At 43.7% G+C, this 25,376-nt stretch carries 30 protein-coding genes; 14 read left to right on the top strand and 16 right to left on the bottom strand.

What is annotated here, in order from left to right; all coding sequences use genetic code 11:
• Positions 1–276 precede the first annotated feature (276 nt).
• Positions 277–984 carry a helix-turn-helix transcriptional regulator gene (locus ACLD71_RS05080; RefSeq protein ID WP_411993363.1) on the top strand — a complete coding sequence of 236 codons (708 nt, stop codon included), beginning with the start codon at positions 277–279 and terminating at the stop codon, positions 982–984.
• Between the two features lie 82 nt (positions 985–1,066).
• Here ACLD71_RS05080 and ACLD71_RS05075 read toward each other — a convergent pair whose 3' ends face one another.
• Positions 1,067–2,320, bottom strand: coding sequence for a tyrosine-type recombinase/integrase (locus tag ACLD71_RS05075; RefSeq protein ID WP_411993361.1), 1,254 nt, complete (start codon positions 2,318–2,320; stop codon positions 1,067–1,069).
• Positions 2,321–2,501: 181 nt separating this feature from the next.
• Positions 2,502–3,362, bottom strand: a complete 861-nt coding sequence (locus tag ACLD71_RS05070; protein WP_411993359.1) for a YicC/YloC family endoribonuclease — start codon at positions 3,360–3,362, stop codon at positions 2,502–2,504.
• 126 nt (positions 3,363–3,488) lie between these two features.
• On the opposite strand from ACLD71_RS05070, the gene rph reads away from it, so the two are divergent.
• From rph to ACLD71_RS05055, 3 genes are all read left to right on the top strand, one after another.
• Complete coding sequence (gene rph / locus ACLD71_RS05065) at positions 3,489–4,205, top strand: ribonuclease PH (protein WP_152785282.1); 717 nt, start codon at positions 3,489–3,491, stop codon at positions 4,203–4,205.
• Positions 4,206–4,218: 13 nt separating this feature from the next.
• Entirely contained in the window at positions 4,219–4,863 is a 645-nt protein-coding gene (gene pyrE, locus ACLD71_RS05060) for an orotate phosphoribosyltransferase (protein WP_411993357.1), read from the top strand.
• Positions 4,864–5,043: 180 nt separating this feature from the next.
• Positions 5,044–5,634, top strand: a complete 591-nt coding sequence (locus tag ACLD71_RS05055; RefSeq protein ID WP_411993355.1) for a hypothetical protein — start codon at positions 5,044–5,046, stop codon at positions 5,632–5,634.
• 60 nt (positions 5,635–5,694) lie between these two features.
• Here the strand turns inward: ACLD71_RS05055 and ACLD71_RS05050 are convergent, their stop codons facing one another.
• Complete coding sequence (locus ACLD71_RS05050) at positions 5,695–6,372, bottom strand: potassium channel family protein (protein ID WP_411993354.1); 678 nt, start codon at positions 6,370–6,372, stop codon at positions 5,695–5,697.
• Between the two features lie 217 nt (positions 6,373–6,589).
• Between ACLD71_RS05050 and ACLD71_RS05045 the strand changes: the two genes are divergently transcribed.
• Positions 6,590–7,045 (top strand): hypothetical protein, encoded by a 456-nt coding sequence (locus ACLD71_RS05045; RefSeq protein WP_411993353.1) that lies wholly within the window; start codon positions 6,590–6,592, stop codon positions 7,043–7,045.
• A 63-nt stretch (positions 7,046–7,108) separates the two neighbouring features.
• On the opposite strand, the gene mscS is transcribed toward ACLD71_RS05045, so the two are convergent.
• From mscS to coaBC, 4 genes are all read right to left on the bottom strand, one after another.
• Complete coding sequence (gene mscS, locus ACLD71_RS05040) at positions 7,109–7,939, bottom strand: small-conductance mechanosensitive channel MscS (protein WP_303513325.1); 831 nt, start codon at positions 7,937–7,939, stop codon at positions 7,109–7,111.
• Between the two features lie 137 nt (positions 7,940–8,076).
• Complete coding sequence (slmA, locus tag ACLD71_RS05035) at positions 8,077–8,670, bottom strand: nucleoid occlusion factor SlmA (protein WP_137675392.1); 594 nt, start codon at positions 8,668–8,670, stop codon at positions 8,077–8,079.
• 51 nt (positions 8,671–8,721) lie between these two features.
• The gene (gene dut, locus ACLD71_RS05030) at positions 8,722–9,177 is read right to left on the bottom strand and encodes a dUTP diphosphatase (RefSeq protein WP_137675393.1); all 456 of its coding nucleotides are present in this window, start codon (positions 9,175–9,177) and stop codon (positions 8,722–8,724) included.
• A 13-nt stretch (positions 9,178–9,190) separates the two neighbouring features.
• Positions 9,191–10,399, bottom strand: a complete 1,209-nt coding sequence (coaBC, locus tag ACLD71_RS05025) for a bifunctional phosphopantothenoylcysteine decarboxylase/phosphopantothenate--cysteine ligase CoaBC (RefSeq protein WP_411993350.1) — start codon at positions 10,397–10,399, stop codon at positions 9,191–9,193.
• 128 nt (positions 10,400–10,527) lie between these two features.
• Here coaBC and radC point away from each other — a divergent pair, with 128 nt between their 5' ends.
• From radC to mutM, 5 genes are all read left to right on the top strand, one after another.
• Positions 10,528–11,202, top strand: a complete 675-nt coding sequence (radC, locus tag ACLD71_RS05020) for a RadC family protein (protein WP_137675395.1) — start codon at positions 10,528–10,530, stop codon at positions 11,200–11,202.
• Between the two features lie 133 nt (positions 11,203–11,335).
• Entirely contained in the window at positions 11,336–11,572 is a 237-nt protein-coding gene (gene rpmB, locus ACLD71_RS05015) for a 50S ribosomal protein L28 (RefSeq protein ID WP_137675396.1), read from the top strand.
• Positions 11,573–11,595: 23 nt separating this feature from the next.
• Positions 11,596–11,751 carry a 50S ribosomal protein L33 gene (rpmG, locus tag ACLD71_RS05010; protein WP_343212515.1) on the top strand — a complete coding sequence of 52 codons (156 nt, stop codon included), beginning with the start codon at positions 11,596–11,598 and terminating at the stop codon, positions 11,749–11,751.
• Between the two features lie 136 nt (positions 11,752–11,887).
• Positions 11,888–12,346 carry a hypothetical protein gene (locus ACLD71_RS05005; protein WP_411993347.1) on the top strand — a complete coding sequence of 153 codons (459 nt, stop codon included), beginning with the start codon at positions 11,888–11,890 and terminating at the stop codon, positions 12,344–12,346.
• A 2-nt stretch (positions 12,347–12,348) separates the two neighbouring features.
• The gene (mutM, locus tag ACLD71_RS05000; protein WP_411993345.1) at positions 12,349–13,161 is read left to right on the top strand and encodes a bifunctional DNA-formamidopyrimidine glycosylase/DNA-(apurinic or apyrimidinic site) lyase; all 813 of its coding nucleotides are present in this window, start codon (positions 12,349–12,351) and stop codon (positions 13,159–13,161) included.
• Here mutM and coaD read toward each other — a convergent pair.
• Positions 13,158–13,643 (bottom strand): pantetheine-phosphate adenylyltransferase, encoded by a 486-nt coding sequence (gene coaD, locus ACLD71_RS04995; RefSeq protein WP_137674400.1) that lies wholly within the window; start codon positions 13,641–13,643, stop codon positions 13,158–13,160. The genes mutM and coaD overlap by 4 nt on opposite strands.
• Before the next feature lie 120 nt (positions 13,644–13,763).
• Here coaD and ACLD71_RS04990 point away from each other — a divergent pair, with 120 nt between their 5' ends.
• Positions 13,764–14,801 (top strand): glycosyltransferase family 9 protein, encoded by a 1,038-nt coding sequence (locus ACLD71_RS04990; protein ID WP_411993343.1) that lies wholly within the window; start codon positions 13,764–13,766, stop codon positions 14,799–14,801.
• Between the two features lie 4 nt (positions 14,802–14,805).
• Positions 14,806–15,879, top strand: a complete 1,074-nt coding sequence (locus ACLD71_RS04985) for a glycosyltransferase family 9 protein (RefSeq protein WP_411993341.1) — start codon at positions 14,806–14,808, stop codon at positions 15,877–15,879.
• Between the two features lies 1 nt (position 15,880).
• Here ACLD71_RS04985 and ACLD71_RS04980 read toward each other — a convergent pair whose 3' ends face one another.
• Positions 15,881–16,660: a glycosyltransferase family 2 protein gene (locus ACLD71_RS04980; RefSeq protein WP_411993339.1), complete on the bottom strand. Its 780-nt coding sequence runs from the start codon at positions 16,658–16,660 to the stop codon at positions 15,881–15,883.
• Entirely contained in the window at positions 16,657–17,697 is a 1,041-nt protein-coding gene (locus ACLD71_RS04975; protein WP_411993338.1) for a glycosyltransferase family 9 protein, read from the bottom strand. The genes ACLD71_RS04980 and ACLD71_RS04975 overlap by 4 nt, the downstream gene beginning before the upstream one ends.
• 110 nt (positions 17,698–17,807) lie before the next feature.
• Here ACLD71_RS04975 and ACLD71_RS04970 point away from each other — a divergent pair, with 110 nt between their 5' ends.
• Positions 17,808–18,533: a 3-deoxy-D-manno-octulosonic acid kinase gene (locus ACLD71_RS04970; RefSeq protein WP_411993336.1), complete on the top strand. Its 726-nt coding sequence runs from the start codon at positions 17,808–17,810 to the stop codon at positions 18,531–18,533.
• Here ACLD71_RS04970 and waaA read toward each other — a convergent pair.
• The 6 genes from waaA to rfaD all read right to left on the bottom strand — a co-directional run bounded on the left by waaA (position 18,523) and on the right by rfaD (position 24,541).
• Positions 18,523–19,782, bottom strand: a complete 1,260-nt coding sequence (gene waaA / locus ACLD71_RS04965) for a lipid IV(A) 3-deoxy-D-manno-octulosonic acid transferase (protein WP_411993334.1) — start codon at positions 19,780–19,782, stop codon at positions 18,523–18,525. The two genes, ACLD71_RS04970 and waaA, sit on opposite strands and share 11 nt — an antisense overlap.
• Before the next feature lie 5 nt (positions 19,783–19,787).
• Entirely contained in the window at positions 19,788–20,981 is a 1,194-nt protein-coding gene (locus ACLD71_RS04960; RefSeq protein ID WP_411993332.1) for a 3-deoxy-D-manno-octulosonic acid transferase, read from the bottom strand.
• A 154-nt stretch (positions 20,982–21,135) separates the two neighbouring features.
• Entirely contained in the window at positions 21,136–21,531 is a 396-nt protein-coding gene (locus ACLD71_RS04955) for a GtrA family protein (protein ID WP_411993330.1), read from the bottom strand.
• Positions 21,532–21,534: 3 nt separating this feature from the next.
• The gene (locus ACLD71_RS04950) at positions 21,535–22,467 is read right to left on the bottom strand and encodes a glycosyltransferase family 2 protein (protein WP_411993329.1); all 933 of its coding nucleotides are present in this window, start codon (positions 22,465–22,467) and stop codon (positions 21,535–21,537) included.
• Positions 22,468–22,504: 37 nt separating this feature from the next.
• Positions 22,505–23,536 carry a lipopolysaccharide heptosyltransferase II gene (waaF, locus tag ACLD71_RS04945; RefSeq protein WP_137674410.1) on the bottom strand — a complete coding sequence of 344 codons (1,032 nt, stop codon included), beginning with the start codon at positions 23,534–23,536 and terminating at the stop codon, positions 22,505–22,507.
• A gap of 48 nt (positions 23,537–23,584) precedes the next feature.
• Positions 23,585–24,541 carry an ADP-glyceromanno-heptose 6-epimerase gene (rfaD, locus tag ACLD71_RS04940; RefSeq protein ID WP_411993328.1) on the bottom strand — a complete coding sequence of 319 codons (957 nt, stop codon included), beginning with the start codon at positions 24,539–24,541 and terminating at the stop codon, positions 23,585–23,587.
• Positions 24,542–24,697: 156 nt separating this feature from the next.
• Between rfaD and ACLD71_RS04935 the strand changes: the two genes are divergently transcribed.
• Positions 24,698–25,342, top strand: coding sequence for a TetR/AcrR family transcriptional regulator (locus ACLD71_RS04935; RefSeq protein ID WP_137674412.1), 645 nt, complete (start codon positions 24,698–24,700; stop codon positions 25,340–25,342).
• The last annotated feature ends 34 nt before the right edge of the window (positions 25,343–25,376 follow it).

Here is a 25,376-nt window from a genome sequence, read left to right as displayed (position 1 = left end):
TGGGGAAATTGATGAAAATTTCTTAATCGTCTTGCCCCTTAGTGAAGGGGTGTTATCCGCCTCACTTACATTTACCGAGGGTTTTCTAAAAAGTGGGATAAGTAAGGAAAAATCTTGAAATTTTTCTTTTTAAATAGGAGTTATTGGTCTATCAGGTTTTTGAACGGTGAATTGACATTGATTAGAATGCAAATTTCTAATCAAATGTATCAGCATGTGATATGATTAAGTTTTACTCACCCTGATGGGTGTAATCGATTGATTTGTAAGGTTTATATGTCGGTATATTCTAAGAATTCAACGGATAAAGAGTTATTCACAGGTAGTGTAAAAGGAAGTTCTTTAGCATTTTCTATTTTAGGTAAACGCTATGATTCAAAACTTAAAGCGATTTTTAATCGAAGCTTTAAATCAATAGAACATAAGCTGTCTTACTCGGTAGATGTTCTATTTGAAGATTTTAAATCGATGGTTTTGGCCAATTTACTTCACAAGCCGATTGATAGTCTGAGCTTTGATAAAAATGATTCGATTGGTGGTTTGATCGATACAATAGCCGTAAAGAAAGCTATTGATATGTATGTTCGTACGGAAAATCATCGTTCAAAAGAGAGTACAGAAACTCGCAAAGAACAAGAGAAAGCAAAACATGCAGCTAAACAAGAGAACCCGCTATCTGAAGAAGAGCAACTCTCTGAAATAGAAAATAAGACGAAAAAGTTTGACTTCGGCTTTTATGAATTTGATGACAATGAGACCAATGATATTGATGTCACTAATCCTGAAAGGGCGCATATAGCAAACGACCTCAAAATTAAATTCCTCAACAGTTTAACATTTGAGCAGTATCGAATTGTAGAGCTTCGGACTAAAGGTATTACCCAGAAAGAAATTGCTCTTGAAACTGGCTTGACTCACGATCAGGTAAGAACGCAGCTTAAGAAAATTAATATTATTGCCTCTAAAGTCCAGATGGTTGATTAGCAATTTAAGCTATGTAGAGTTTAACTAGGCTTTTCACAACAGCATTTAAATATGCTGTTGTAGGTTTAAATGTAATGTGTTGTTAGAAAATAAGATAATGAGGAGCGGTTTGAACAAGAGGAGTGATCCTAGCTGCTACGTCAGTTAAAGCTTTTCGTCGTTCCTCTAAATAATCATATCGGTCATAAATTCCTTCAACGCCCTTAACTTTGTGATTAAGACACCGTTCTGCAATATGGCTAGGGACACCGTTTTCAGCCAAAAGACTACGGCAAGTTCTTCTTAAGTCATGTACTACAAAATGCTCAATCCCATGTTCTCCAAGGATGTTTGGCAATGGTTGTTTTTTGGAATCTACTTTTTTACCAAACAGCTTAGCTAAGGCGTGATTTAGCGTATCATCACTAATATACTGGCGTCTTTTACTGGCTCGACGAGAGGGAAAGAGGTAGCCCGAGCCATTAGCTCTCATATGTAGCTCTTTGAACCATGGAAGCGTTTTTTCTGGAATTGGAATGCTAATTTTTACTCCAGTTTTGGTTCTTTGTGATGGTAGTTCCCAACACAAATTTTCAAAATCAAATTCATCCCACTGAGCGGCAATTAATTCTCCCTTACGAACACCAAAGATGATAAGCATAGCTATCGCTAAATAATTTTCGCGAGTCATTACGTCTGAGTTCTTGTCAAAAATTTTGAAGATGTTTTCAATTTCTTGGAGTGACAGAACTCTATCTCGTGCTTTTTCCGTTCCTCCTGCATCTTTTTCTGTAAATGGGGCTGCTGGATTGTTTTGTAATAGATCCAGTTTTAGTGCGTGATTAAATAATTGCTTACAGTAGTTCAAGGCGTCATTTGAAATTGAAGGGCGACCACTTTGATTAATTAGGCGGATTATTTGGAGAATATCCCGAGAACTTACTTTATCAACGGCTAGTTCTCCAATGTAGGGGGATATATCCTTACGATATACACGAGCGGGAATCTGAGGGTTTTTTAAGTGGCGCTCGCACTCGGTAAGCCAGTCTTTTGCAACATCGTCGACTGTTCGGAATTGAGGGAGTTGTTGTCTCTTTTTCTCTGCAAGGGGATCAACACCATCCTTAACAGATGCACGAATTTGTAGAGCTTGAAGCTTTGCGTCGCTAAAGGGTAATCCTTCAGGTGTTTTGCCATATCTGCCAATTGTTAGCTCTCGCCGTTTACCATTAATCGAATAACGAAGTACCCAAAAAGCACTTCCTTGCTCTGTTACTCGAAAGTAGAGGCCAGTATCTACCTTAAACTTCCCAACTTTCCCTTCTTTTAACTTAGCTTTTAATTGTGCGTCATTCATAGGTTATAAAAAATTGGTGACAGATAACAGGCAACGTATCATTGCTTTGAATATCTGTCACCAAATTTGTCACCATTAGTCTGAAATTATGTCACCATTTATGAAATCCAATGAAATTACCACTCGCACTAGATCTCTTTATTTACATGGTGTCGTGTATCTAGTGGTGGTGCATGAAATGTTATTCAATATTCTGGATCTGCTCGCGCATTTGCTCAATTAACACTTTAAGCTCTACCGCAGCTTGGGTGATCTCGGCGTTAATCGATTTAGACGCTAGAGTGTTTGCTTCGCGGTTAAACTCTTGCATCATAAAATCGAGGCGTCGGCCGCAGGCACCGCCTTTTTTCAGGATTTTTTGCGTCTCGCTTACGTGTGAATCTAGGCGATCTAGCTCTTCAGCTACATCAATTTTTTGCGCTACCATAATCATTTCTTGCTCGATGCGCTGCGGGTCTAGCTCTTCAATCACGTCGGCTAGGCGGGTTTTTAAGCGCTCGCGCTGCCATTGCATCACTGCTGGCATTTGCTCACGTACAAAGGCCACTTGCTCGGTAATTTTATCAAGGCGGGTGGTAATCATCACCGCGGTATTTGCCCCTTCGCTGGCGCGGCTTTCGATAAATGCCGTTAGCGCTTCTTGCCAGCCAGCGAGTAGCTCTTTGCTAATGGCGTCGGCGTCTTGCTCTGGAGTTTCCATTACGCCAGGCCAGCGCAGTATATCTACTGGGTTAATTTGCCCGCCCGCTTGCTGCTGTACCCATTCGGCATTTTGAATAAGTTGTTCGGCAAGGGTTTTATTTAACTGCAGTTCGCCACGGTTGGCTTGGTCGGCCTCGAAGCGCAGGTTACATTCAACTTTACCACGCTGCAGGGCTTTGCGAATTTTGTCACGCAGTACTGGCTCTAGGGAGCGAAACTGTTCTGGCATGCGCCAGTAGGTTTCTAGGTAACGTTGGTTTACGCTGCGAATTTCCCATGTTGCACTGCCCCAATCGCCTTTGATTTGGTGGCGTGCGTAGCCTGTCATGCTGTGGATCATAATTGATAGCCTTTAATAAATTTGCTCGATTATAGCGGCTAATAGGCGCTTAGTCAGTCTAGGCGTGACCAAGTGCGACAAAAGCCTATATAATAGCCGCGAATTTTAAATTACAGGGTTATTACCATGCGTCCGAACGGAAGAGCTGTTGAACAAATGCGTCCAATTACTATTACTCGAAACTACACGGCACATGCTGAAGGTTCGGTTTTGGTCGAATTTGGCGATACCAAAGTGCTATGTAATGCCTCGGTAGACGACGGTGTACCACGTTTCTTAAAAGGTAAAGGCCAAGGCTGGATTACCGCTGAATATGGCATGTTGCCGCGCTCTACCCATAGCCGTATGGGCCGTGAAGCTGCTCGTGGTAAGCAAAGTGGTCGTACTCAAGAAATCCAACGCCTAATTGGTCGCTCACTACGTGCTGCAGTTGATTTAGAAGCGCTTGGCGAATACACCATTGTAGTGGATTGTGATGTTATTCAAGCCGACGGTGGTACGCGTACTGCGGCTATTACTGGTGCTTGCGTAGCCTTGCAAGATGCCATTTGGTGGATGATGGAGCAGAAGAAACTAAAAGTTAGCCCACTTAAGCAGCTTATTGCTGCAGTATCGGTAGGCGTGGTTGATGGCAAAGTAGTGTGTGATCTTGAATACACTGAAGACAGCGTAGCTGAAACCGACATGAACGTTGTTATGTGTGAAGACGGCAACATGATTGAAGTGCAAGGCACTGCAGAGGGCGCACCGTTTAGCCATGAAGAATTATTAGAAATGCTGGCCTTTGCTAAAGAGGGTATTAGTCAAATTAACATTGCCCAGCGCGAAGCTCTAGCTAAGTAATTGAGAGAGAAAAATGAAAGCTTATCAACGTGAGTTTATTGAATTTGCTTTAGCCAAAGGCGTATTAAAATTTGGCGAATTTACCTTAAAGTCTGGCCGAACTAGCCCTTACTTCTTTAATGCGGGTTTGTTTAACACAGGCCGAGATTTAAACCGCTTAGGCAAGTTTTACGCTGCGGCGCTGCAAGACTCAAATATTGATTATGACTTGGTATTTGGCCCAGCGTACAAAGGTATTCCTATTGCTACCACTACTGTGGTTGCTTTAGATGAGCACCACGGCAAAGACGTGCCTTACTGCTTTAATCGCAAAGAAGCTAAAACTCATGGCGAAGGTGGCAGCTTGGTTGGCTCTGAGTTAGCTGGCAAAGTAATGTTGGTGGACGACGTAATTACTGCTGGTACTGCGATTCGTGAATCTATGGACATTATTAATGCCCACAACGCTGAGTTAGCCGGTGTGCTTATTGCCTTAGATCGCCAAGAGAAAGGTAAAGGCGAGCTGTCGGCAATTCAAGAAGTTGAACGCGATTACAGCGCTACGGTTATCTCGATTGTTAAGTTGGCTGATTTAATCACCTACTTAGAAAAACAAGGCGATAATCAAACAGCACTAAAGGCAGTGAGCGCTTATCGCGAACAATACGGTATTGCTTAGCATTTATAATATCTAAACCTAAGGCGGCTTTGTTAAGTCGCCTTTTTTTTGGCCAAAATGCGGTATTTATCACCCGCTATATTGATGCTTTTGTTTTTAATGGATAGAGTAGCGATGCTTAGGGTTAATAACCCTGTATTTTCGGAAATTGCATGTAATTCAGAGAACTAAGGAAGTCTCATGTCTGTTGAACTCAATGCCACAAAAACTCAAATATCTTTGCTCGTTTCAAACGCTTTAACCGCGATAAAAAACCGCAACACCGACGCTCAATGGGAGCAAAAAGTTAAAGCGGTTGCTGATAAATTAGCGCATTTAAGTAAAACCATTAAATCATCTAAAAGTAATGTGCAGCACTTTGGCAATGTTCAACAAAAACAGGCTGCGCCGCAGCATCGTTTTAGCGCTAAGCAATCAACCAATAGCAAATTGGCTAATATGAATGGCTTAGAAGAGGCTGTGAACAGCGCGATGAAGAAGATTGCAAAACAGCTTAAGGATGAGTCGGTTAAATCTCCGTTTAAAGACAAAAAAGCTTATGAGTTGATGGATATGTTAGCCGGTGAGGTTAGCTCTTATGAACAGCTGTTAAGCTCTTTAGAAAGCTTGGCTAAAAGCGCGTCTACTACTGCTAATACCAGCAATACCATGGTGATTCAAAACAGTACCAGCTTGCTTAAAGCCCAGGGGGTAAGCGGGCCTAGCGTTCTTATGCTGGTGGCATTATCGCTACGTGTTGTTGCGATGATGATAGCCACCAAACAAAACTAGCCACTGACTTATTGGCTGCTTAAAGGCTGTTTAGTCTCTGCCTAAGCAGCCTTGGTTTCGTTAGTCACGTTCGCTCTCGCGCTCCGACATTCTTGCACCTACTAAGCTTGCTACCAATATTGCCATGTAGAACTGGCCAAACACTGCTTCACTAAAAGTGAAAAAACGGGAGATAGGCGTATTAGGGGTGATTTCGCCGTATCCTAGGGTAGTTAGCGTAACAAAGCTAAAGTAGATGAAGTCGGTCATTTGGGTGCTCCAATGCTCTTTAGGCACCCCGTTAAATGCGTCGTTTAACCAAAAGTTTAAAATGGTATATAAATGCGCCCAGCCTAGGCCTATCAATAAAAAGATACAGATTGCACCCACGATCTTGTTGCTATCTATATGGCCGGTAAATAGCACCTGTTTCAAAGCTGTCCAGGTAGTTAATAGCAAATAACAGAACACAATGGTGAGGTACAAACTCACTAAGCCTTCTGCTTCAAACCAATAACTAAAAAATGCTAGTACCGAGGTGGTGAATAAGAAGCCGATGCCCGTTACATACCATAAGCGTTTGCCTTTGGCCTGCCACACTCCAGCGGCTAGCACCAGTACCATGGCTATTTGTAAAAACCTAAAACCGTCTCCTTGCCAGAATTGATCTAAGCAAGCGGCGAGAAAGATATAACCCACCAAAGCAATGGTAAGAAAGTAGAAGTTGTTCTTTTCGCTCCAATCCATGAGCTTTTTCATGTAGCTAACCTATATCAATGGATTAGTTAATAATTTAGCAAATTTGCTGACGAACTGCTTAACAATTACTTGCTTGATGAAAGCTTGCGATAACTCTCAACTTTGCGTTTTGGTGGCGGTGCATTTTGATGTAAATCAAGCCAAGATTGCTTAGCTAAAACAGATGAAAAGCTAGCTTCTACACTGTAATTATCACCAGTTATACGGGAGAGCAGATATGCGATTTAATCAACTAAAACTGCTGCTAGAACACTTTGTATCGTGCCGCGAAGCGATGATGGCTCTATATCGGCGCTTGGAGTTAAATAGCGATGCAGAGCGAGTGCGCATGTTACTGGCTTACCTGCAGCATCAAGAGCGAATAAATGCCGAGCATTTACAGGATTTTATTAGCCAGGCCAAACCTGAGTTGTTAGAGACTTGGACCGACATTCGCGTGGAAAAAGATTTATTGGATTATATGGCTAAACTGAGTCAACCAGCCGATATTAGCAGTGATGATGTAAGCAATTTGGCCTTGGAGCTTAGTGAGCAGTCTTTAAGCTTATTGCGCTTAGCTAAAGATGAACTCACGATGTTGGGTGCTAGGCAATTTTTAGCAAACTTAATTGAGCATCAAGAAAAACGCCAACAACAAATGGTGCATGCTACTCATCGCTTAGACGATATTTAGCCAAATTTAAGGCACAAAAAAGCACAGCCTAGGCTGTGCTTTTTATTTGGAGAAGTGTGCCGCTTAGCTGGCTACTTTTTCCAAATGTATATCCATTTGTGGGAACGGAATCTCGATACCTGCATTGTCTAATGCTACTTTGATGTTTTCATTTAAATCAAAGTACACACCCCAATAATCAGCACTGTTTACCCATGGGCGAACCACTAAGTTTACTGAGCTGTCAGCCAATTCAGACACACCAATAGTGATGTCTGGATCTTTAAGTACTCGAGAATCTGCTTCACATACTTCACGCAAAATGGCTTTGGTTTTAGCCAAATCGGCGTTATAGCTAACACCAACAACCAAATCTACACGGCGAGTTGGATGAGTAGAGTAATTAACAATATTGCCACCCAATACAGAACCGTTTGGTACCACAACTTGCTTGTTATCTGGCGTTTTTAATACCGTAGTAAAAATCTGCACTGAAGCAACAGAGCCAGAAGTACCGGCAATTTCTACGTAGTCACCCGCTTTGAATGGGCGGAAACCAATAATTAGCACACCGGCAGCAAAGTTAGATAGTGAACCTTGTAGTGCCAAACCAACGGCTAAACCAGCGGCACCAATAATGGCAACAAAAGAAGCGGTTTGAATACCAATGCGCGATAGCGCTGCAATGATAACAAAAGCAACAATCACGTATTTCACCATTGAGCCAACAAAATGGCTAATGGTTGAGTCGAGGTTGCGGGCGTTCATTAGTTTTTCTACGCTAGACGCCATTACGCGCGCTACGATCATACCAACAAACAGAACAACAATGGCGGCAGCAATATTAATTGCGTATTGCATTAGCAAGTCTTGGTTGTTTTCCAACCAGCTTGTGCCTTGATTTAGTACGTCCATGTTTTTAGACCTATTAGTGTTAAAAGTTGCTACAAATTTAGCAGCTTTTTGATTACAAACAAGTGTCTAATTTTTTTACAGAAAGCACAAAGTACGCCCAGCATGAGATGCATGGGCGCAATGTTTTGAACGCGGGTTTAACCTTGAATCAACTGTTGCTTCAAAAAGCCCCAGTGGGTGTCAAACTGGGCGGTGGGCTCAAGCTTAAATTCACTGCGAACATACTGGCTAATTCGGCCTTCGGTATAGGCTAGCAATAAGGTAGCTAGGCTGTTTTCTTCAATTAAGAAACCTTGGCCTTCGCGCAGGCGGCGTTCGCGCAATACCTGTTTTAGCTGCACTTCTATTTTTTCAAATAAAATACTCACACGAGCGCGTAAACGTTCGTGCTCACCTTGCAGGGCGTCACCAGTTAAAATGCGGCTTAAGCCTGGGTTACGCTCGGCAAACCCGAGTAACAACATAAGAATGTGCTGACAACGGTTAAGTGTATCTTTTTGCTCTTCTTGAATCAGATTAATGCGTGATAACAAGGTTTCTTCTATAAACTCTATTAGCCCTTCAAACATGCGTGCTTTGCTTGGAAAGTGGCGATAAAGCGCGGCTTCTGATACACCGACTTCTTTAGCCAAACTGGCTGTGGTGATGCGTTGTCCGTGGCTGGTTTCTAACATGCGCGCAAGCGCTTGCAGAATTTGTTCGCGGCGATTGCTTTTTGGTTTTCCCGCCATTTTTATTGTAATCCTTTTTATTAGTCTATTAGCGTACTACTTGATAACCGTTTATTGGGTGCCCGAATGGCCAAAGCCACCTTCGCCACGCTGGCTGGCGGTAAAGTCTTCTACTATTTCAAAGCTAGCTTGTACCACGGGTACAAAAACTAACTGGGCGATGCGCTCGCCGGGTTCAATAGTAAAAGTGCTTTGTCCGCGGTTCCAGCAAGACACCATTAATTGTCCTTGATAATCTGAGTCGATAAGTCCGACGAGGTTACCCAGTACAATGCCGTGTTTATGGCCAAGGCCAGAACGCGGTAAAATGGTGGCTGCAAGCGTAGGGTCAGCAATATGAATCGCAAGGCCGGTAGGTATTAGCTCGGTTTGACCGGGAGCTAATGTTACGGCTTGGTCTAGGCAGGCGCGTAAGTCCATGCCGGCCGAGCCTGGCGTTGCATATTCTGGCATTGGAAAGGTAGTGCCAATTCTTTGGTCTAGTATTTTTAGTGCTATTTGGGTCATTTTTTTATTTTGATTATTGTGCAGCGTACTGCTTGGCAACCAGTGCCAGTAATTGTTGTGCCAGTGCCGATTTATCAGCGAGGTCTAATTGCTGATGGCCGGTTGGCCAAAATACCGTTAGGGCATTTTGTTCACTATTAAAACCTTGTTCAGGTTTTGATACGTCATTGGCGGCGATCATATCTAAATTCTTTCGCGCCATTTTATCTTGTGCATAGTGGCTAACATCTTGGGTTTCTGCCGCAAAACCTACCGTGAAAGGCTTTTTGGCTAAACTTGCAATGGTGGCCACAATATCTGGGTTTTTCACCAAACGTAATTGCATCTCGTCGCTTTCATCGGTTTTCTTGATTTTCTGCTCGGCCACGTCGGCAACGCGATAGTCGGCGACTGCCGCACAGGCGATGAAAATGTCGCATTGCTCAATGCGTTCTAGCGATGCATCTAACATTTGCTGAGCGGTATTAATGGCAACTTTCTCCACACCCTGTGGGGTGGCGAGAGTTACGGGGCCCGATATAACAGTTACCTTGGCACCAAGTTGCTGAGCTGCTTCGGCTAAAGCAAAGCCCATTTTACCCGAGCTGTGATTGCTAATGTAACGCACTGGGTCAATGGCTTCGCGAGTTGGGCCAGCGGTAATCATTACATTGACGCCGTTTAGCACTGGAGGTGCTTTTGGAGCAAACATGGCTTGTACGTTTGCCAATAACTGAGCGGGCTCTAGCATTCTCCCAGGGCCTACATCACCACAGGCTTGCTCGCCTTGAGCTGGGCCCCAAATGGGCACGCCGCGTTGCTTGAGAAGGCTTAAATTGGCTTGAGTTGCTATCGCTTGATACATTTGTTGATTCATTGCTGGAGCAATCACAATCGGGGCATCTGTAGCGAGGAGCAATGTACTGACTAAATCGTCGGCTAAACCATGGCTAAATTTGGCAATGCTATTTGCCGTGGCAGGCGCCATCAATACTAAATCTGGCCATTTGGCATAAGCAATATGACCCATTGAGGCTTCTTGAGCGGGGTCTACCACTTCTTGCCCCACCGGTTCGCCAGATACCGCTTGCAAGGTTAACGGGGTAATAAAGCTGGTGGCGTGGTTAGTCATTACCACTTTTACTTCTGCGCCCTGCTCTTTTAAGCGACGCACAAGCTCTGGCATTTTATACGCTGCAATACCGCCGGTTATGGCGAGCAGGATCTTCTTTCCCGTTAACATGCTGATACCGAAATATTAATCACCGTTTGATATCGGCAAGCCTATCACAAAACTTAAGATCTCCGCATACACAAGGTGGCAGTTTCGACTACGCTTATTTTTACTGACTCATCTGTTATTACTATTTTATGGCAATAAGTGATTGGCCCGCCGAACAACGTCCTAGAGAAAAGCTATTAAACCAAGGAGCAGAGAGTTTAAGTGATGCTGAACTACTGGCGATTTTTTTGCGCGTAGGGTGTGTGGGATTAGATGCAGTGAGTTTGGCGCAGCATTTACTCACTCAATTTGGCTCCTTAAGAAAAGTATTAGCAGCTGATCAACAGCAGTTTTGTGCTGAACGCGGTATGGGCAGTGCAAAATATGCACAACTGCATGCCAGCATAGAAATGAGTCGGCGGTATTTGTTGGCTGAGATCAGTGAAAATAGTGTGCTGAATACTGCTGAATCGGCAAAAAACTACCTTTCTATGGAATTATCTCACCATCAACGTGAAGTATTTGCGATATTGCTTTTGGATAATCAGCATCGGGTGTTACAATTCGCGCCGCTATTTTTCGGAACGATTGATGCCGCCAGTGTTTATCCACGGGTGGTGGTACAGCGGGTATTAGAAAAAAATGCCGCTGCAGTAATATTTGCCCATAATCACCCCTCGGGTGTGGCCGAACCAAGTTTGGCCGATAAGCAAATAACTACTAAATTAATCAAGGCTTTAGAGCTAATCGATGTTCGAGTTTTAGACCATGTAGTGGTCGGCTGTGGAGAGACAGTGTCTTTCGCCGAGCGCGGTTGGATCTGATCTTTGTTCAATTTTTAGTTGATCTAGGGTTCTATTTCCTGTATAAAATGCGGCCTTTCTGTCGTCCCGGGCGACGGCCTAACGGGGCATGAACAGATGCTCGAGCAGAAGTACATATTTGGAGAAGACTGACATGTCTAGAGTATGCCAAGTTACTGGTAAAAAACCAGCTGTTGGTAACAACGTATCGCACGCAAAAAACCGCACTCGTCGTCGTTTTTTGCCTAATCTACAATCTCACCGTTTTTGGGTAGAGACTGAGAAGCGTTTTGTTAAATTACGCGTATCTACTAAAGGTATGCGCATCATCGACAAGAAAGGTATCGACGCTATTTTAGCTGAGATGCGTGGTCGTGGTGAGAAGGTATAAGGAGCTAAATAATGGCTAAAGGTATTCGCGAGAAAATTCGTTTGAACTCATCAGCTGGCACTGGTCACTTCTACACCACTGATAAGAACAAACGTAACATGCCTGAGAAAATGGAAATCAAAAAATTTGATCCTGTTGTTCGTCAGCACGTTATGTACAAAGAAGGCAAAATCAAATAGATTTTGGCTCTTATGTAAAAAAGCTCAGCTTAGGCTGGGCTTTTTTTTGGCCGTTTTTTAGTGCTTTGCAGGCTTGCTTGCCCTTTACTCAACAATTACTTCGCGCTTATGATGAAGTGAGAAAGGGAGATGTGCGATGAAAATGAGCCGCCGTGGCTGGAACAACATCATAATATTTGCTGTTGCTTCAATGATTTTGATTTTTAAGTACGTAGAGTTAAACAATCAGCAATCGGAGTCTGAACAGCAACTTGCTGGCCAGCTATTGCCTAAAGGCGCGACCATACTTCGCTTAGAGCTGCCAGAGTTGGTCATTGAGCGAGTGGGCACCCAATGGCGTAGTGAGCCGCCTACAGAGCGCTCTATCGCGGTGATAGATGCTTGGTTACATATCACCCTGGAGCCATGGCAAAACGCCTTAGGCGGCGCCGCGAGTAGCCAAGGGGTATATATTTACCTTGCCAATTCGGCTGCTCCTATCGAGTTAACTTTATTTGAGTTAGGCCAGCAACGTTGGTTGACTAATTGGCAAGGCCAACTATTGAGCCTTGACCAAGACAGCTACCACGCCCTTTTTCCTAATACGAGTTTATAAACATGCCTGAGTTACCCGAGGTTGAAACCAGCCGGCGTGGTATTAGCCCGCATATCGAACAACAAGTCATCAGTGAGATTATTGTGCGCCAAGCTAAATTGCGTTGGCCGGTGCCTGAGCTTATCCAATGCTGTGTAGGCTTGAAGGTATTGTCAGTCAGCCGCCGCGCGAAGTACTTGTTGCTGGAGACCGAAGCCGGTCACATTATTATTCACCTTGGTATGTCTGGCAGCTTGCGCATTGTAGAGAGTGGGCTGCGTGCCGAAAAACACGATCATGTTGATATTATTCTGGAGAGCGGCAAAGCACTACGTTTGAACGACCCTCGTCGCTTTGGCTGTGTATTGTTTAGCCAGTTGCCTATCGAGCAGCATAATTTGTTGGTTAATTTAGGGCCAGAGCCTTTAACCGATGAATTTACTGTTGAGCATTTGGCTGCCCACGCGGCTAAACGTAGCGTAGCGGTTAAGCAGTTTATTATGGATAACAAAGTGGTGGTGGGTGTAGGGAATATCTACGCTAACGAAGCATTGTTTAGAACCGGTATTCATCCAAAACGCGCGGCCAACAAAGTCAGTAAAGTGCGTTTAGAACTGCTCACCGACAACATTAAGCAAGTATTAGCCGAGGCGATTGAGCAAGGTGGAACGAGTTTAAAAGATTTTACCAACGCTGACGGTAAGCCCGGTTATTTTAAGCAGACATTGGCGGTGTATGGCCGCGAGGGCGAGGCTTGTGATAGTTGTGGAGAGTTAATTAAGGCACTACGCATTGGTCAGCGTAATACCTTTTATTGTCCGCATTGCCAGCGTTAACTCGCAGCAAGTTTAGCGCTGACAGCTTGAGCAACTTGTGGTGATACAAAGCGTTCGATATCGCCACCGTGTTTAGCCACTTCTTTAATCAAGCTAGATGAAATAAACGAAACCCCTTCGCCTGGGGTTAAAAATACGCTTTCTAGGTTTGGGTCTAACTGGCGGTTCATATCCGCTAGTTGCATTTCATACTCAAAATCTGAGCCGGTACGCAAGCCACGCAGCAATACGTTCGCATCTTGTTTTTTGGCTAAATCAACCAATAAGCCAGTAAAACCAATCACTTCAACATTATTTGCTTTGGTTACGGTTTGTTCCAACAACGCTACCCGTTCTTCTAAACTAAACAGTGGTTGTTTGCTAGGGCTGGCGGCCACTGCCACAATCACTTTGTCGAACATTTTTGCGGCGCGTTTTATTAAATCACTATGGCCATTGGTTACAGGATCAAAGGTGCCAGGATAGATAACCCGAGTTGTCATGAGTATTTGCCAAAAATTAATGTTAGCTGGATTATAACCCGCTCAATCGATTGGGGAAAATTCTTGAGCATACCTGCAAGATTGGTCACAATGCGCAAGCTTGGTCATTAGGGTAAAAAAATGCAAAAACTGTTGGTAGTGCGAAACGATAAAATCGGCGACTTCATGTTGGCCTGGCCCAGTTTTGCCTTACTGAAAAATTCTTTGCCTGATTGCGAAGTGACTGCCCTAGTACCGAATTATACGGCACCTTTGGCAGAGTTATGTCCCTGGATTGATAAGGTGATTATTGACTGTGGAGTAGAGGCTGATGGCCAGGCTCAAGCAAGCTTGTTACAGCAGGTTAAACAGCAGCAGTTTGATGGTTACTTGTGTTTGTTCTCAACTATGCGCAATGCTTGGTTAGGTGCAAGAGCGGGTATCAAGCACCGTTGCGCACCCGCCACTAAGTTGGCTCAGTTTTTATTTACTCAGCGAGTAAAACAGCGCCGCTCTCAATCACGTAAACCTGAATTTGAGTATAACCTCGATTTAGCCAAGGCTTTTTTAGCGAAACACCAAATCGACGCTAAAGCCTTAGACGCCCCTTTCTTGTCTTTTTCGCCCGCACAAATAGAGGCGCGTAAAAATAGCGAATTTACCGGCTCGCAGCCCATGGTAATGGTGCATATCGGCAGTGGCGGCTCAGCCAATAATTTAAGCGTGGAGCAGTATTTTAGTTTAATTGATTGCTTGGCTAAGCTAAATCTTGAGCTACATTTTGTGATTACCGCTGGCCCCGGAGAGTTGGTAGCAGCGCAAGATTTGGTGAATCAATTGGCAAAAGCCGAAGTCTCACATCAGCTGTACTTTTCTGAAGAAGGCCTCACTACCTTTTGTGAAGTATTGGCTTGCGCAGATATGTTTATTGCTGGCTCCACCGGGCCATTACATATCGCAGGTGCGTTAGATGTACCCACGGTAGGTTTTTTCCCTAGTAGACGCAGCGCCACACCGTTGCGCTGGCAACCACTTAATAGTGCTGGTCAGCATATTTCATTTTCTCCACCTGCTGGTGAGCTAACTCAAGAAGACATGAGTTTAATTAATGTGAGTGATTCAGCAGTGAAAATTAATCTTTGGTGGCAAAAGCTACACGCTAATGATCCGGTAGAGTAAATCGATGAGCATAACTAAAAAAATTCGCACCGCGTTACGCCAGTTTGACGCCAAGCGCCGTAATAACTCGGTGGCATTAGAAGCCGGTTTTCTAAAACTGATTGGCGGTCGCAAAGGCCGACAACAAGAAATACTGACGCCCAAACAAGTCAAGCGGGTGTTGATTGTTCGCAATAATAAACGTATCGGCAATATGTTTTTTTTACTGCCTTACGTAAACAAAGTGGTCGAAATGTATCCCGATGCAGAGGTTGAGCTATTGCTCACCGATCCTTGGCAGGGACAAGTGTTTGAGAACTTAGGCTTAAGCAAAATCCACTATTCACAATTTGGCTTAAAAACACTAGGTGGATTTTTTAGCACCATGCGAGCTTTGCGTAAACAAACTTATGATGTGGTGTTTATACCTTACAGCGGCTCTAGTGACAGAATTGTAGCAGCCTTAACTACCAGCAAAAACGTATTTGCCTTTGAAGATAAGGTTAATAAGGCAGTATGTAGTCATACTTTTAAACAGACAGGGTGTTATAAGCACTATGCGTTGGGCTGTATGGAGCTGCTAGAACAGCTGCACGACGCGGAGCCTAGTGATTATTATGCTCGCTTAGTGTTAAGCGATGTGGAACAACAGCAAGCGCGTGACCAGCTAGTTGAGTTGATAGGTGAAGATAATAGTAAACCTTGCTTAGCCTATTTTAGGGGCGCGCGTGGTGCGAAGGTGATTGCCGATCAAGATTGGCAGACTCTGTTGGCCAAATTTAAGCAACATTATGGCAATCAAATAAATATTATCGAGATTCTCAGCCCTGATGTAGTGAAGCCGCTAACAGATGCTGACTTTACTTATTCAAATGGCGATTTGAGAAAACTTGCTGCTTTTTTACAACAAGTTCCCTTGTTTTTCTGTGGTGATACTGGTCCTTTGCATTTGGCTAGTTCAGCAGGCGCGCATTGTGTGGGGTTATTTAAGGTAACTAATATTGCCCAATACGGCTGTTTAGGAGAGCACGCAGTGAACTTAAGTGATTTTGCGGCGATTAACGCCGCTGAACTTTTAGCCGAGCTGGGCCTAGAATAAGTTACTTTCTGTAATGACTATCGTGTTGTCTCGCCCATAAATCAGCGTATTTTACAAAGGTAGAATGGGCTGATAATACGGCGATTAAAAAGCCAGCTTTACCATCTAAAAAGCCACGTTTGAGTAAGTACATTTTGGCAAAACAGCCAATGGCATGCAACACTCCTTGGCCTAAGGTAACGCGTTTACCTCGCGCCTCTCGTTGGTCGGCCCAAGCCTTGGCGTAGCCGGCTGACTTCACTAGGTAGTGCTCAATGTTACGATAGGAGAAGTGCAGGATATCACCATCTAACTCAGCCACTTGCGTACCCTCTGGCACAATGACGGATTCATGCACTAGGTTGTCGTTGTAAGTGGTGAGTTCACGCGGGTATAAGCGCACGTGGCGGTAATACCACCCGGAGTGTTTAAGAAAACGGCCAAATACCCAGGTCAATTCGTTAAGGTTAAACACGGTATCGGCAGGTGGGTTTTCTAGCATTTTTACGATATTCTCGCGCAAGGTGTGGTCGATGCGCTCATCGGCATCTACCGCAAGAATCCAATCACTAGTGGCGTAGTTCTGCGCCAATTGTTTTTGTTTGCCAAAACCTGGCCACTCAGTATTGCTGTATACGTCTTGAGTATATTGTTTAGCGAGCTCTAAGGTGCCATCGGTACTGCCAGAATCCACCACGACTATTTGGTCAACCCAACTTAGGCTTTCTAAGCAATCTTTAAGGCTGTCTTGTTCATTTTTAGTGATGATAATAGCGCTAATGCTGGTTTTGTTTACGCTCATAACTGTTGCTCTTGTTTAATCGTCTCAAACATCTCGATAACGGCATCGAGTGTAATGTGTTGCATGGCATTGGCATCTTTCACCCTGCTGCGCCAACTGAGCTGATTAGCTGGTTTGCCCTGTTCTTTTTCAATGAGCTGCTGCCATACACTCACCACATACTGGCGGTAATGATAAGGCCCAGTGCGTTGCGGATTGTGGTGAGCATATAAACCTAATACTGGGGTGTTTACCGCCACCGCCATGTGGGCTGGGCCTGTATCTGGAGATATTAGCAGACCTGACTGCGCTATAAGGGCCCACAGTTGACTTAATGAGGTTTGCCCACACAGGTTATTGAGTTGTTGATTACAGGCTTGATTGATGTGTTTGGCAAGTACCACTTCATTTTTGGCAGGGCTACCAATTAAGCTCACTTGAAAGCCCTGTTTTAGTAGGTATTGGGCAATACCTACATAACCTTCAAGAGTCCAATTTTTATAGGATTTACTGGCTGCTGCACATATAAGTATATGTTTGCCTTTATCGTTACTTTGAGTGTTAAGTAAGTCTTGAGCGAATTCAATATCTTGCTTACTTAAAGGAACCTGCCAATGCACTGGCTTGGGAGCAACATCTAGCTGCGAAAGAAACTGCAAAAAGCCATCCAATACATGAGGGGAGCTGGCGGGTAAGACTTTTTCGTTGGTGAACAACCATTGGCCGTCTTTGGCTCGGCTTTTATCAAAACCAATACGCCGTTTGGCCTTGATACAGCAACTCACCAAACTGGATCTTAGTGCCGCTTGCATGTGCCATAAGATATCAAATTGCTGATTCGCCAGTTGTCGCCTTAATGCGAGTAAACCTTTCAGGCCTTGTTTTTTATCATATACCACAACTTTAATGTCGCTATACAGTGCTAGTAGTTGTGCTTCAGCTTTGCCGCAAATCCAGGTTATTTCTACCTGTGGAAGAGCTTGTTGAAGTTGCTGCACTACTGCAAGCGCATTACATACATCCCCAATGGCGGATAAGCGTAGGATGCAAATTTTCAAGGCAGGCTGGTTTGTTGTCATTTTGCTAAAAGTGGCGGATTTTCTTAAGTATTATGCTTTTTGCGGTGCGCGATGTAAAATTGTTGGGATTTGTTTCACAAGCGAAAACTATGCAGATTGAAAAACAAAAAACTCCCGACGGCTGGCTATTCTATAACTCTACCGTGTGGCAACAAGTAAGCGACGCGTATTTTGAAGCGCGCCATTGGCAGCAAAATAGAGCGGTAGTGGGCCAAGCAATTGGTAGAGGTAAAACCTTGTTTTTCCGTTTTGAGCATCGAGAGTTTGTACTGCGCCATTACCACCGTGGTGGTTTAGTCTCTAAGCTGAGCAACGATCGTTATTTCTATTCCAGCTTGCATAGAAGCCGAGTGTGGAAAGAATTTGCCTTGCTGATGAAATTACAAGCGCTGGAGTTACCTGCTCCGGTGCCTGTTGCGGGCAGAGTGAAGCGCACCGGCTTAACTTTTCAGGCTGATCTTATTCTTGAGCGGATTAGTGGCGCAAGAGATTTAGCACAGATGCTGAGTGAGCGACGTTTACCATTGAGCTTGTGGCAAAAAATAGGCGAGACCATTGCATTGTTTCATCGCTCTGGGGTTTACCATGCCGATCTCAATTTGCGTAATATTATGGTCGATGATCAGCAAAAGGTATGGTTAATCGATTTTGATAATGGTCGACTTTGTCGCCCGCGTAAAAAATGGCAACAGGCTAACATTGCTCGTTTTTATCGCTCACTGGAGAAAGAGCAGGCTAAGCCGGGCTATTGTCATTGGTTAGAGTCTGATTGGCAGCACCTACTAGCAGCTTATAAACAAGCGCTTAATGGTTAAGCAAGGCATCTAAACTGCGCGCTAACGCTCCCTGGTTTTGTTTCACAATGCCAAGGCCTGCCTCTCCCGCTTTTTTTCGAGCGTTTTCATCACTTAGCCATGCTTTAATCCAATTGGCTAGCTGTTCGGTGTCAGCGCTTAGTTTTAAGGCGCCACAAGCTTGTAGTTGTTGGCTAATATCAGAGAAATTGAAGTCATACTCGCCTGCCACACAAGGTAGGCGCATAGCAGCGGCTTCCAAGTAATTGTGACCTCCTATGTTAACCAACGATCCACCAATAAATGCTGTATCTGCACAACCATACATCAGCATCATTTCGCCCATACTGTCGGCCAAGTAAACGGCTTGGTCTGGTGCTACGTTTTGCTGCAAGCTTCGGCGAGAGTATGAAAACCCTCGATCTGCAATGAGTTCGGCCACTTGCTCAAAACGCTCTGGGTGGCGGGGGACTAATACTAATAAGCTATCGGGTAATTGGTTTCGTACCTTTTGCATAATATCCAGTATTAGCTCGTCTTCGCCTTTGTGGGTGCTGGCGGCGATCCAAACCAAACGTTGGCCAAACAATTCAGCGCGAAGCTGCTCTGCTTGCTGTTGGATAGTCTCGGTATTGGGTAGATCATATTTGATTGATCCACTCACCATGAGTTTTGCAGCATCGACACCTAGTTGATTAAAACGTTGGGCGTCATCTTGATGCTGGGCTAATACTAAGTTGATTTTACTAAATAAATTTTTGCTAAAACGGCGAAATCTTAAATAACCCTTGCAGGAACGCTCAGACATTCGCGCGTTAATCAGTGAGACGGGTATTTGTTTCTTGTTACAAATACTTAACCAGTTTGGCCATAGCTCTGTTTCCATTACCCACAGCTCTTTGGGCTGATACTTGCTCACGAATACTTTAATACACGGCCATAAATCAAAAGGTGCGTAGCGATGTACCACTAACTCGCCTAACTTATTTGCTACTTGCTCAGCACCTGTAGCAGTGGTGGTGGTTATTAGTATTCGCAACTCGGGCTGCTGTTGCTTAAGCTGTTTTACTAATGGGGTGGCGGCTATTACTTCGCCTACAGATACAGTATGAAACCACAAATCCATATTGGTTGCTTTTTCACCAAAACCGAAATGCTCTATCCAACGTTTTCCCACCGAGGGTTTGCCAGTTTTTGGCCAATACAACTTATACATAGCTAAAGGCAGCAAAGGAATGAGCAGCAAATTGTAGAGGAGTTTAATGAGCATGGTGATTACTTACTTGTTGGGCTTACTAGCCCTTGTTCAATGAGGTATTGCTGTTTTTGTTCTACATAACTGTGTTTATAGGAATACTTATTGCTGTCATGACTGGCCACCAAGTTTATTACGAGAAAATAGCCTGCAACCATCAGTATAATTTTAGACAATAGCTCTGGTTTGGTTTTTTGCCAGCGCTCTGCTTGGTATAAAACAGGGAATAGGGCGAAACCAAAGGTGATAATAAGATGCCAGTAAGAAAATATTATCGGTGACAATATGGCTGAGAAAAAAATGCCTAGTACCGCCGCAAACGAATAGTGCATTAACCAATCTTGACTGGATAAGTTTAAAGGTTCACGAGAACGCCAATGTGGTTTTATTCTTCGCCACACGCGTTGGTTGATACCCCAAGAAACAATAACTGTTAAGCCACCTACTACATACAAAATAGCTTGCCAAAGATAATCTACAGCCATACGCAGCCAGTTAATGTCTGTTAGCCATAAGAACTCTGCGTCGGTAATAATTCGGTTAGAAAATAAGAATGAGCTGTAACGTAGCCAATATAGAATGGATTTTAATACTGGGTAGACGTGAACCCCACCCCAACCAATGTAACGGTCAGACTCTTGCCCTTGTATTGCCTCATTAGCTTGTAACTCTATTAAGTAAGGGATTAATGAAACAAAAATGGTTGCACAACCGAAAATGATCCCTAGCCAGTGGACATGAATTAAACGGCGGTAAAACAAGTAAGCCGACATTACTGCCAGAATAGGCCAAGAGTAATGTAGCTGCATTGCAAAGCCGATAGCAATCACATTGATAAAACTAAACATGAATGACCGCTGTTGGCTCATGTTAAACGCTGACCAACAGTGTAGTGCAGCAAAAAAACATAAATACGCTGGATTATAAATTAAGCTATCAAATAAGAACCAAGGGTTAAGCAGGTAGAGTACTAAAAAACTTAGCCTTACTGTGGGGCTAAAGATTTGCTTAATGACTATATCAAATAATAGGAACGAAGCGATTCGCAGCGCAATTAAGAGTAACATCGGTGCCCAAGGTGAATCCCAGAGTAACAAAGGGATGCCCACAATGTAGGTTGATAAAGAGCCTGGAACGTTACCCACTACACTGGCGGCATTGCCGTAGCTGAGCCAGTTGTCTTGGTAGGCACCTAAGTAACCTTTCATTAACATTTGATATTGATCGCCTGTTAGTATTTGATTTGAGGCGTAAATCAACGAGAGGATAAAGTCGGCAATAAAAACTAAGCAGTATATGGTGAAAAAGTGTTTTTCTATGATTTTATTTAGGGACACAGTTGAGTTCATTTTGTAGGGCTTAATAGAGCTAAGAGGCTTCTGCGCGTGCAAAAGTCCAAAAACGGTGAACAATAAAGGTAATTGCTGGCAGCAATATGATTACTAGCATTACTTTTACAATATTTGGGTAATCGGTTAATAAGGAGGATAACCAAATAGATAAACATAGCGCTCCCGACTGCACCACGAAAAAGCGTAGTGCATTATTGATGTCGATATCTTTTTGAAAGACCCATCGAGTCTGTACTAAATAAGAAAAAACAAACGCCACGCTAAAACCGACAAAATTTGCGACTATAAACGCTAGAGGCCATATGCTTAATACCAACAACGCTAACATAAAGTGAAGCAGCGTTGCCACACCTCCGGCAAGACCATACCTAACAATTCTTAATGTAAGCAATTTGCTAATGAGCGGCGCCATAACCTAGTTATCTTCTTCAACGATATAGATAGGACGACGTTTGGATTCCATAAAGAGTCGTCCAATATACTCTCCCATCACTCCAAGACCAATAAGCTGAATACCACCGAGGAATAAGATGATAGTGATAATCGATGCATAACCAGGGTCATCGATTCCATAAATTAAGGTTTTAACGACAATTAAACTGCCATAAATAAAGGCTAAGAACGAAATAAGGCAACCAATATATAACCAAATGCGTAGTGGCGCAGTGCTAAAACTGGTGATGCCCTCTAAGGCTAAATTCCATAGTTTCCAGCCGTTAAAACTGGTTTCGCCTGCAGCTCGAGGGTCGCGTTTGTATTCTACTATTTTAGTTTTAAAGCCTACCCAAGAGAAAATACCTTTCATAAAGCGTTGGTTTTCTGGCATTTGTTGAATAGCGCTGACAACACGACGTGTCATCAAACGGTAGTCACCAACATTCTCGGGGATCTTAACGTGAGAAATTTTGTTGTGAAACTTGTAAAACAGCTCAGCACTAAGTTTTTTAGCAAAGCTATCACTGGTTCTATCTATACGTTTTGCCACCACTACATCGTAACCATTGTTCCACTCTCGGATGAAGTCATGGATGAGCTCTGGGGGATCTTGTAGGTCTACATCAATCGGAACTATTACCTCGCCCTTTGATAAATCAATGCCAGCGGTAAGTGCCGCTTCTTTGCCAAAATTTCTAGCGAGGTTGATGACGCGTATACCGCTGTGTACCGTTTGTAAGCTTTTTAGTTTGCTTAAGGTTTGATCTCTGCTGCCGTCGTTAACAAAGATGACTTCGTAACTAAGTTGAGTTTTATCTAGCTCAGGTAGCATCGTGTCAATAAATAAGGCAACGGTGTCTTGTTCGTTATAACACGGGCAAATTATTGAAATAACAGGAGTGTTAGAACTCATAAGATTCCTTTTAAACGGCTAATGGGGATAAGTGTAGCTAATTAAGAAGTTTAGCTATAGCGGAAATAGCTCGTTCGGGAGCTAGCTCCGTTAAACATTTTAAATGACCAAATTGGCAAGTTTTTTTAAAACACGGACGGCATTCAATGTTGGTATGTAAAATCTTGGCTTTATCGGTCAGTGGCGGCGTATATTGTGGTGACGAAGAACCATAAACGGCGATTAAGGGAAGTTGCAGTGCCGCTGCAATATGCATTAATCCTGAATCATTACTGATTGCTAACCTTGCTAAGGCCATTAGGTCAATGGCTTCCGCTAGTTTGGTTTTACCTGCAAGGTTGTGGCAATGGCTTTGTAAGGCGATTGGCAAATGCTCGATGATTTGCTCGCCTACCGTTTGGTCTTTGTCTGACCCAAAAATCCATACCTGCCCTTGATATTGCTCAATCCAATGGGCTGCTACTTTAGCGTAGTGTTGTTCTGGCCAGCGTTTGGCTGGGCCAAATTCAGCGCCTGGGCATAGGGCGAGTATTGGCTGTTGAGTATTAAGTTTTAGCTGTTCTAGCGCTTGTTGTTGATTGTTAATGTTTGCGGCTAGTGATGGGTGTTGATAACTTGGCAGTACGCTAGCATCGATCATTTTATCTTTAGGGTGAGCTAGCGAAACATAGCGCTCTACCATTAGTGGGAAAGCCTGCTTGTTGCTACGTAAATCGTTCAGCAAGCCATAACGGCTTTCGCCTTTCCAACCGGTGCGTTGTTTTATACCTGCAAACCAAGGGATTAATGCGGCTTTAAGTGAGTTTGGCTGAGTTATCGCCCAGTCATAGTGGCTTTGCTTGAGTTGTTTGGCTAGCTTCCAGCGAACCGCTAATTGTAAGTCACCATGACCAAGTGGCATACGCAGAGCGTTATCTACCTCCGGCATGCGCTCTAACATTGGACGACACCAATCTGGGGCGAGCACATCAAGTTGAGCTTGTGGATGCAGTTGCTTAAGCGCGTTGTACAAGCTTTGCGACATCACCATGTCGCCCACCCAAGAGGGGCCCACCACCAAAATTTTCATCGTTTACCTAAATAAAAGGGAGCCTGTTGCTCCCATTGGTTTTGAGAACTACTTGTTTAGCCACTTCATGTATTCGGCAACACCTTGCGCTACATCTTTAAAGGCGTCTGGGTAACCTGCAGCACGCAGCTTATCAATATTGGCTTGAGTGAAGCTTTGGTAGCGACCTTTTAAGTGTTCAGGGAAAGGAATGTACTCAATCTCACCTTTCTGATGATAATTAATCACCGCTTCGGCTACCGAGCGGAAGGGCTCTGCTTGGCCTGTACCTAAGTTGAAAATGCCGCTTTGTTCAGGATTTTTCCAGAACCAAAGGTTTACTTTTACAACATCGCCAACATAAACGAAATCACGGCTTTGTCCGCCATTGCCGTAGCCGTCGTAACCTTCAAACAATTTAGGATTTTGTCCGTCGTTTACTTGGTTGTTTAAGTGGAAAGCAACGCTCGCCATACTGCCTTTGTGCTGCTCGCGTGGGCCATATACATTGAAGTAACGGAAGCCAACGACTTGCGATTCAATCTCTGGTAACAAACGGCGAACGTAGTTATCAAATTGTAGTTTTGAGTAGCCGTAAACGTTTAGCGGTCCTTCGTACTGCTTTTCTTCAATAAAGGTATCGGTATCGCCGTAAGTGGCTGCAGACGAGGCGTATAAGAAAGGAATACGGCGATCTAAACAATAATGAAGTAACTCTTTTGAGTACTCATAGTTGTTTTCCATCATGTACTTACCGTCCCACTCAGTGGTGGCGGAACATGCACCTTCATGGAAAATGGCTTCAATTTTTTGGCCATATTCAGCGCCAATATCTTCACCTGATACAATACGCGCAATAAAATCGTCTTTGTCGAGGTAGTCGGCAATCTCTAAGTCGACAAGATTAACAAACTTGGTGCCGTCTTTTAGGTCGTCAACCACAATAATGTCGTTATGACCTTGCTCGTTTAAGCTCTTTACAATATTGGCGCCAATGAAGCCCGCCCCACCTGTTACGATAATCATAATACTACCATTCCAAAAATTGCCGTTAATCTAAGGATTTTATGCTGTGGCGAGGGGAATAGCAATTGCCTCAACAGCAGAAGCTAGCGAAGAAAAACTGGATTTTGGCAGCGTTTACAGGTATCACAGTAGTATAACGGAGAACTTTTTAGCCAAATGAAAACTAAAGATAAAATCATTCACACTTCTTTACAGCTCTTCAATGAACGTGGCGAACGCCAAATTACTACTAATCATATCGCGGCTGAGCTAGGCATTAGCCCTGGCAATTTGTATTACCACTTCGGTAACAAGCAAGAGATTATCCGCAGTATTTTTCAATTGTATGTAGAGCAATTAGAAAACAGCTTTAGGCCGCATGCCGACCAGTTACTGAGTCTTGATCATTTAACCCAATATTTAGACGCCAGTTTCGAGTTAATGTGGCGTTTTCGCTTTATGTACGCCAACTTATTGGAGTTACTGGCGCGAGACCCTGAGCTAGAAACACAGTACCAAAACATGCAGCTAGAATTGTCTAACTGGAGTCGAGATATTTTACTGCAGCTAAAAGAAAGCCGCTTTATTAGTGGTGATGACGCGACTATGGCTGAGTTGGCAGACAGCGTTAAGTTCATTATTGGTGCGTGGATCGGCTACCAAAGTGCGCAGTTAAAGGGGGGCGAAATTACTAAGCCTCGGCTCTACCAAGGAGTACTAAAAATACTGTTTACCTTAAGGCCTTACTTTACCGAAGAGTCTATGAGTATTTATCAGCGCTTGTATGATCACTACGTAAAATGTGCTGAACGCAGCGAATAGTTTTTAATTGAGATTAAAGGCTGTATTTGCCAAA

Source organism: Agarivorans sp. DSG3-1 (assembly GCF_046774965.1).
GTDB lineage: Bacteria > Pseudomonadota > Gammaproteobacteria > Enterobacterales > Celerinatantimonadaceae > Agarivorans.
Note: the sequence above shows the minus strand (reverse complement) of the source record. Positions and strands in the feature narration are given on the sequence as shown.

Bases quoted from the DNA above. Each gene is read 5' to 3' on its own strand.
- ACLD71_RS05080 (WP_411993363.1), top strand. From the start codon at position 277: ATGTCGGTATATTCTAAGAATTCAACGGATAAAGAGTTATTCACAGGT.
- ACLD71_RS05075 (WP_411993361.1), bottom strand. From the start codon at position 2,320: ATGAATGACGCACAATTAAAAGCTAAGTTAAAAGAAGGGAAAGTTGGG.
- ACLD71_RS05070 (WP_411993359.1), bottom strand. From the start codon at position 3,362: ATGATCCACAGCATGACAGGCTACGCACGCCACCAAATCAAAGGCGAT.
- rph (WP_152785282.1), top strand. From the start codon at position 3,489: ATGCGTCCGAACGGAAGAGCTGTTGAACAAATGCGTCCAATTACTATT.
- pyrE (WP_411993357.1), top strand. From the start codon at position 4,219: ATGAAAGCTTATCAACGTGAGTTTATTGAATTTGCTTTAGCCAAAGGC.
- ACLD71_RS05055 (WP_411993355.1), top strand. From the start codon at position 5,044: ATGTCTGTTGAACTCAATGCCACAAAAACTCAAATATCTTTGCTCGTT.
- ACLD71_RS05050 (WP_411993354.1), bottom strand. From the start codon at position 6,372: ATGAAAAAGCTCATGGATTGGAGCGAAAAGAACAACTTCTACTTTCTT.
- ACLD71_RS05045 (WP_411993353.1), top strand. From the start codon at position 6,590: ATGCGATTTAATCAACTAAAACTGCTGCTAGAACACTTTGTATCGTGC.
- mscS (WP_303513325.1), bottom strand. From the start codon at position 7,939: ATGGACGTACTAAATCAAGGCACAAGCTGGTTGGAAAACAACCAAGAC.
- slmA (WP_137675392.1), bottom strand. From the start codon at position 8,670: ATGGCGGGAAAACCAAAAAGCAATCGCCGCGAACAAATTCTGCAAGCG.
- dut (WP_137675393.1), bottom strand. From the start codon at position 9,177: ATGACCCAAATAGCACTAAAAATACTAGACCAAAGAATTGGCACTACC.
- coaBC (WP_411993350.1), bottom strand. From the start codon at position 10,399: ATGTTAACGGGAAAGAAGATCCTGCTCGCCATAACCGGCGGTATTGCA.
- radC (WP_137675395.1), top strand. From the start codon at position 10,528: ATGGCAATAAGTGATTGGCCCGCCGAACAACGTCCTAGAGAAAAGCTA.
- rpmB (WP_137675396.1), top strand. From the start codon at position 11,336: ATGTCTAGAGTATGCCAAGTTACTGGTAAAAAACCAGCTGTTGGTAAC.
- ACLD71_RS05005 (WP_411993347.1), top strand. From the start codon at position 11,888: ATGAAAATGAGCCGCCGTGGCTGGAACAACATCATAATATTTGCTGTT.
- mutM (WP_411993345.1), top strand. From the start codon at position 12,349: ATGCCTGAGTTACCCGAGGTTGAAACCAGCCGGCGTGGTATTAGCCCG.
- coaD (WP_137674400.1), bottom strand. From the start codon at position 13,643: ATGACAACTCGGGTTATCTATCCTGGCACCTTTGATCCTGTAACCAAT.
- ACLD71_RS04990 (WP_411993343.1), top strand. From the start codon at position 13,764: ATGCAAAAACTGTTGGTAGTGCGAAACGATAAAATCGGCGACTTCATG.
- ACLD71_RS04985 (WP_411993341.1), top strand. From the start codon at position 14,806: ATGAGCATAACTAAAAAAATTCGCACCGCGTTACGCCAGTTTGACGCC.
- ACLD71_RS04980 (WP_411993339.1), bottom strand. From the start codon at position 16,660: ATGAGCGTAAACAAAACCAGCATTAGCGCTATTATCATCACTAAAAAT.
- ACLD71_RS04970 (WP_411993336.1), top strand. From the start codon at position 17,808: ATGCAGATTGAAAAACAAAAAACTCCCGACGGCTGGCTATTCTATAAC.
- waaA (WP_411993334.1), bottom strand. From the start codon at position 19,782: ATGCTCATTAAACTCCTCTACAATTTGCTGCTCATTCCTTTGCTGCCT.
- ACLD71_RS04960 (WP_411993332.1), bottom strand. From the start codon at position 20,981: ATGTTAATGAAAGGTTACTTAGGTGCCTACCAAGACAACTGGCTCAGC.
- ACLD71_RS04955 (WP_411993330.1), bottom strand. From the start codon at position 21,531: ATGGCGCCGCTCATTAGCAAATTGCTTACATTAAGAATTGTTAGGTAT.
- ACLD71_RS04950 (WP_411993329.1), bottom strand. From the start codon at position 22,467: ATGAGTTCTAACACTCCTGTTATTTCAATAATTTGCCCGTGTTATAAC.
- waaF (WP_137674410.1), bottom strand. From the start codon at position 23,536: ATGAAAATTTTGGTGGTGGGCCCCTCTTGGGTGGGCGACATGGTGATG.
- rfaD (WP_411993328.1), bottom strand. From the start codon at position 24,541: ATGATTATCGTAACAGGTGGGGCGGGCTTCATTGGCGCCAATATTGTA.
- ACLD71_RS04935 (WP_137674412.1), top strand. From the start codon at position 24,698: ATGAAAACTAAAGATAAAATCATTCACACTTCTTTACAGCTCTTCAAT.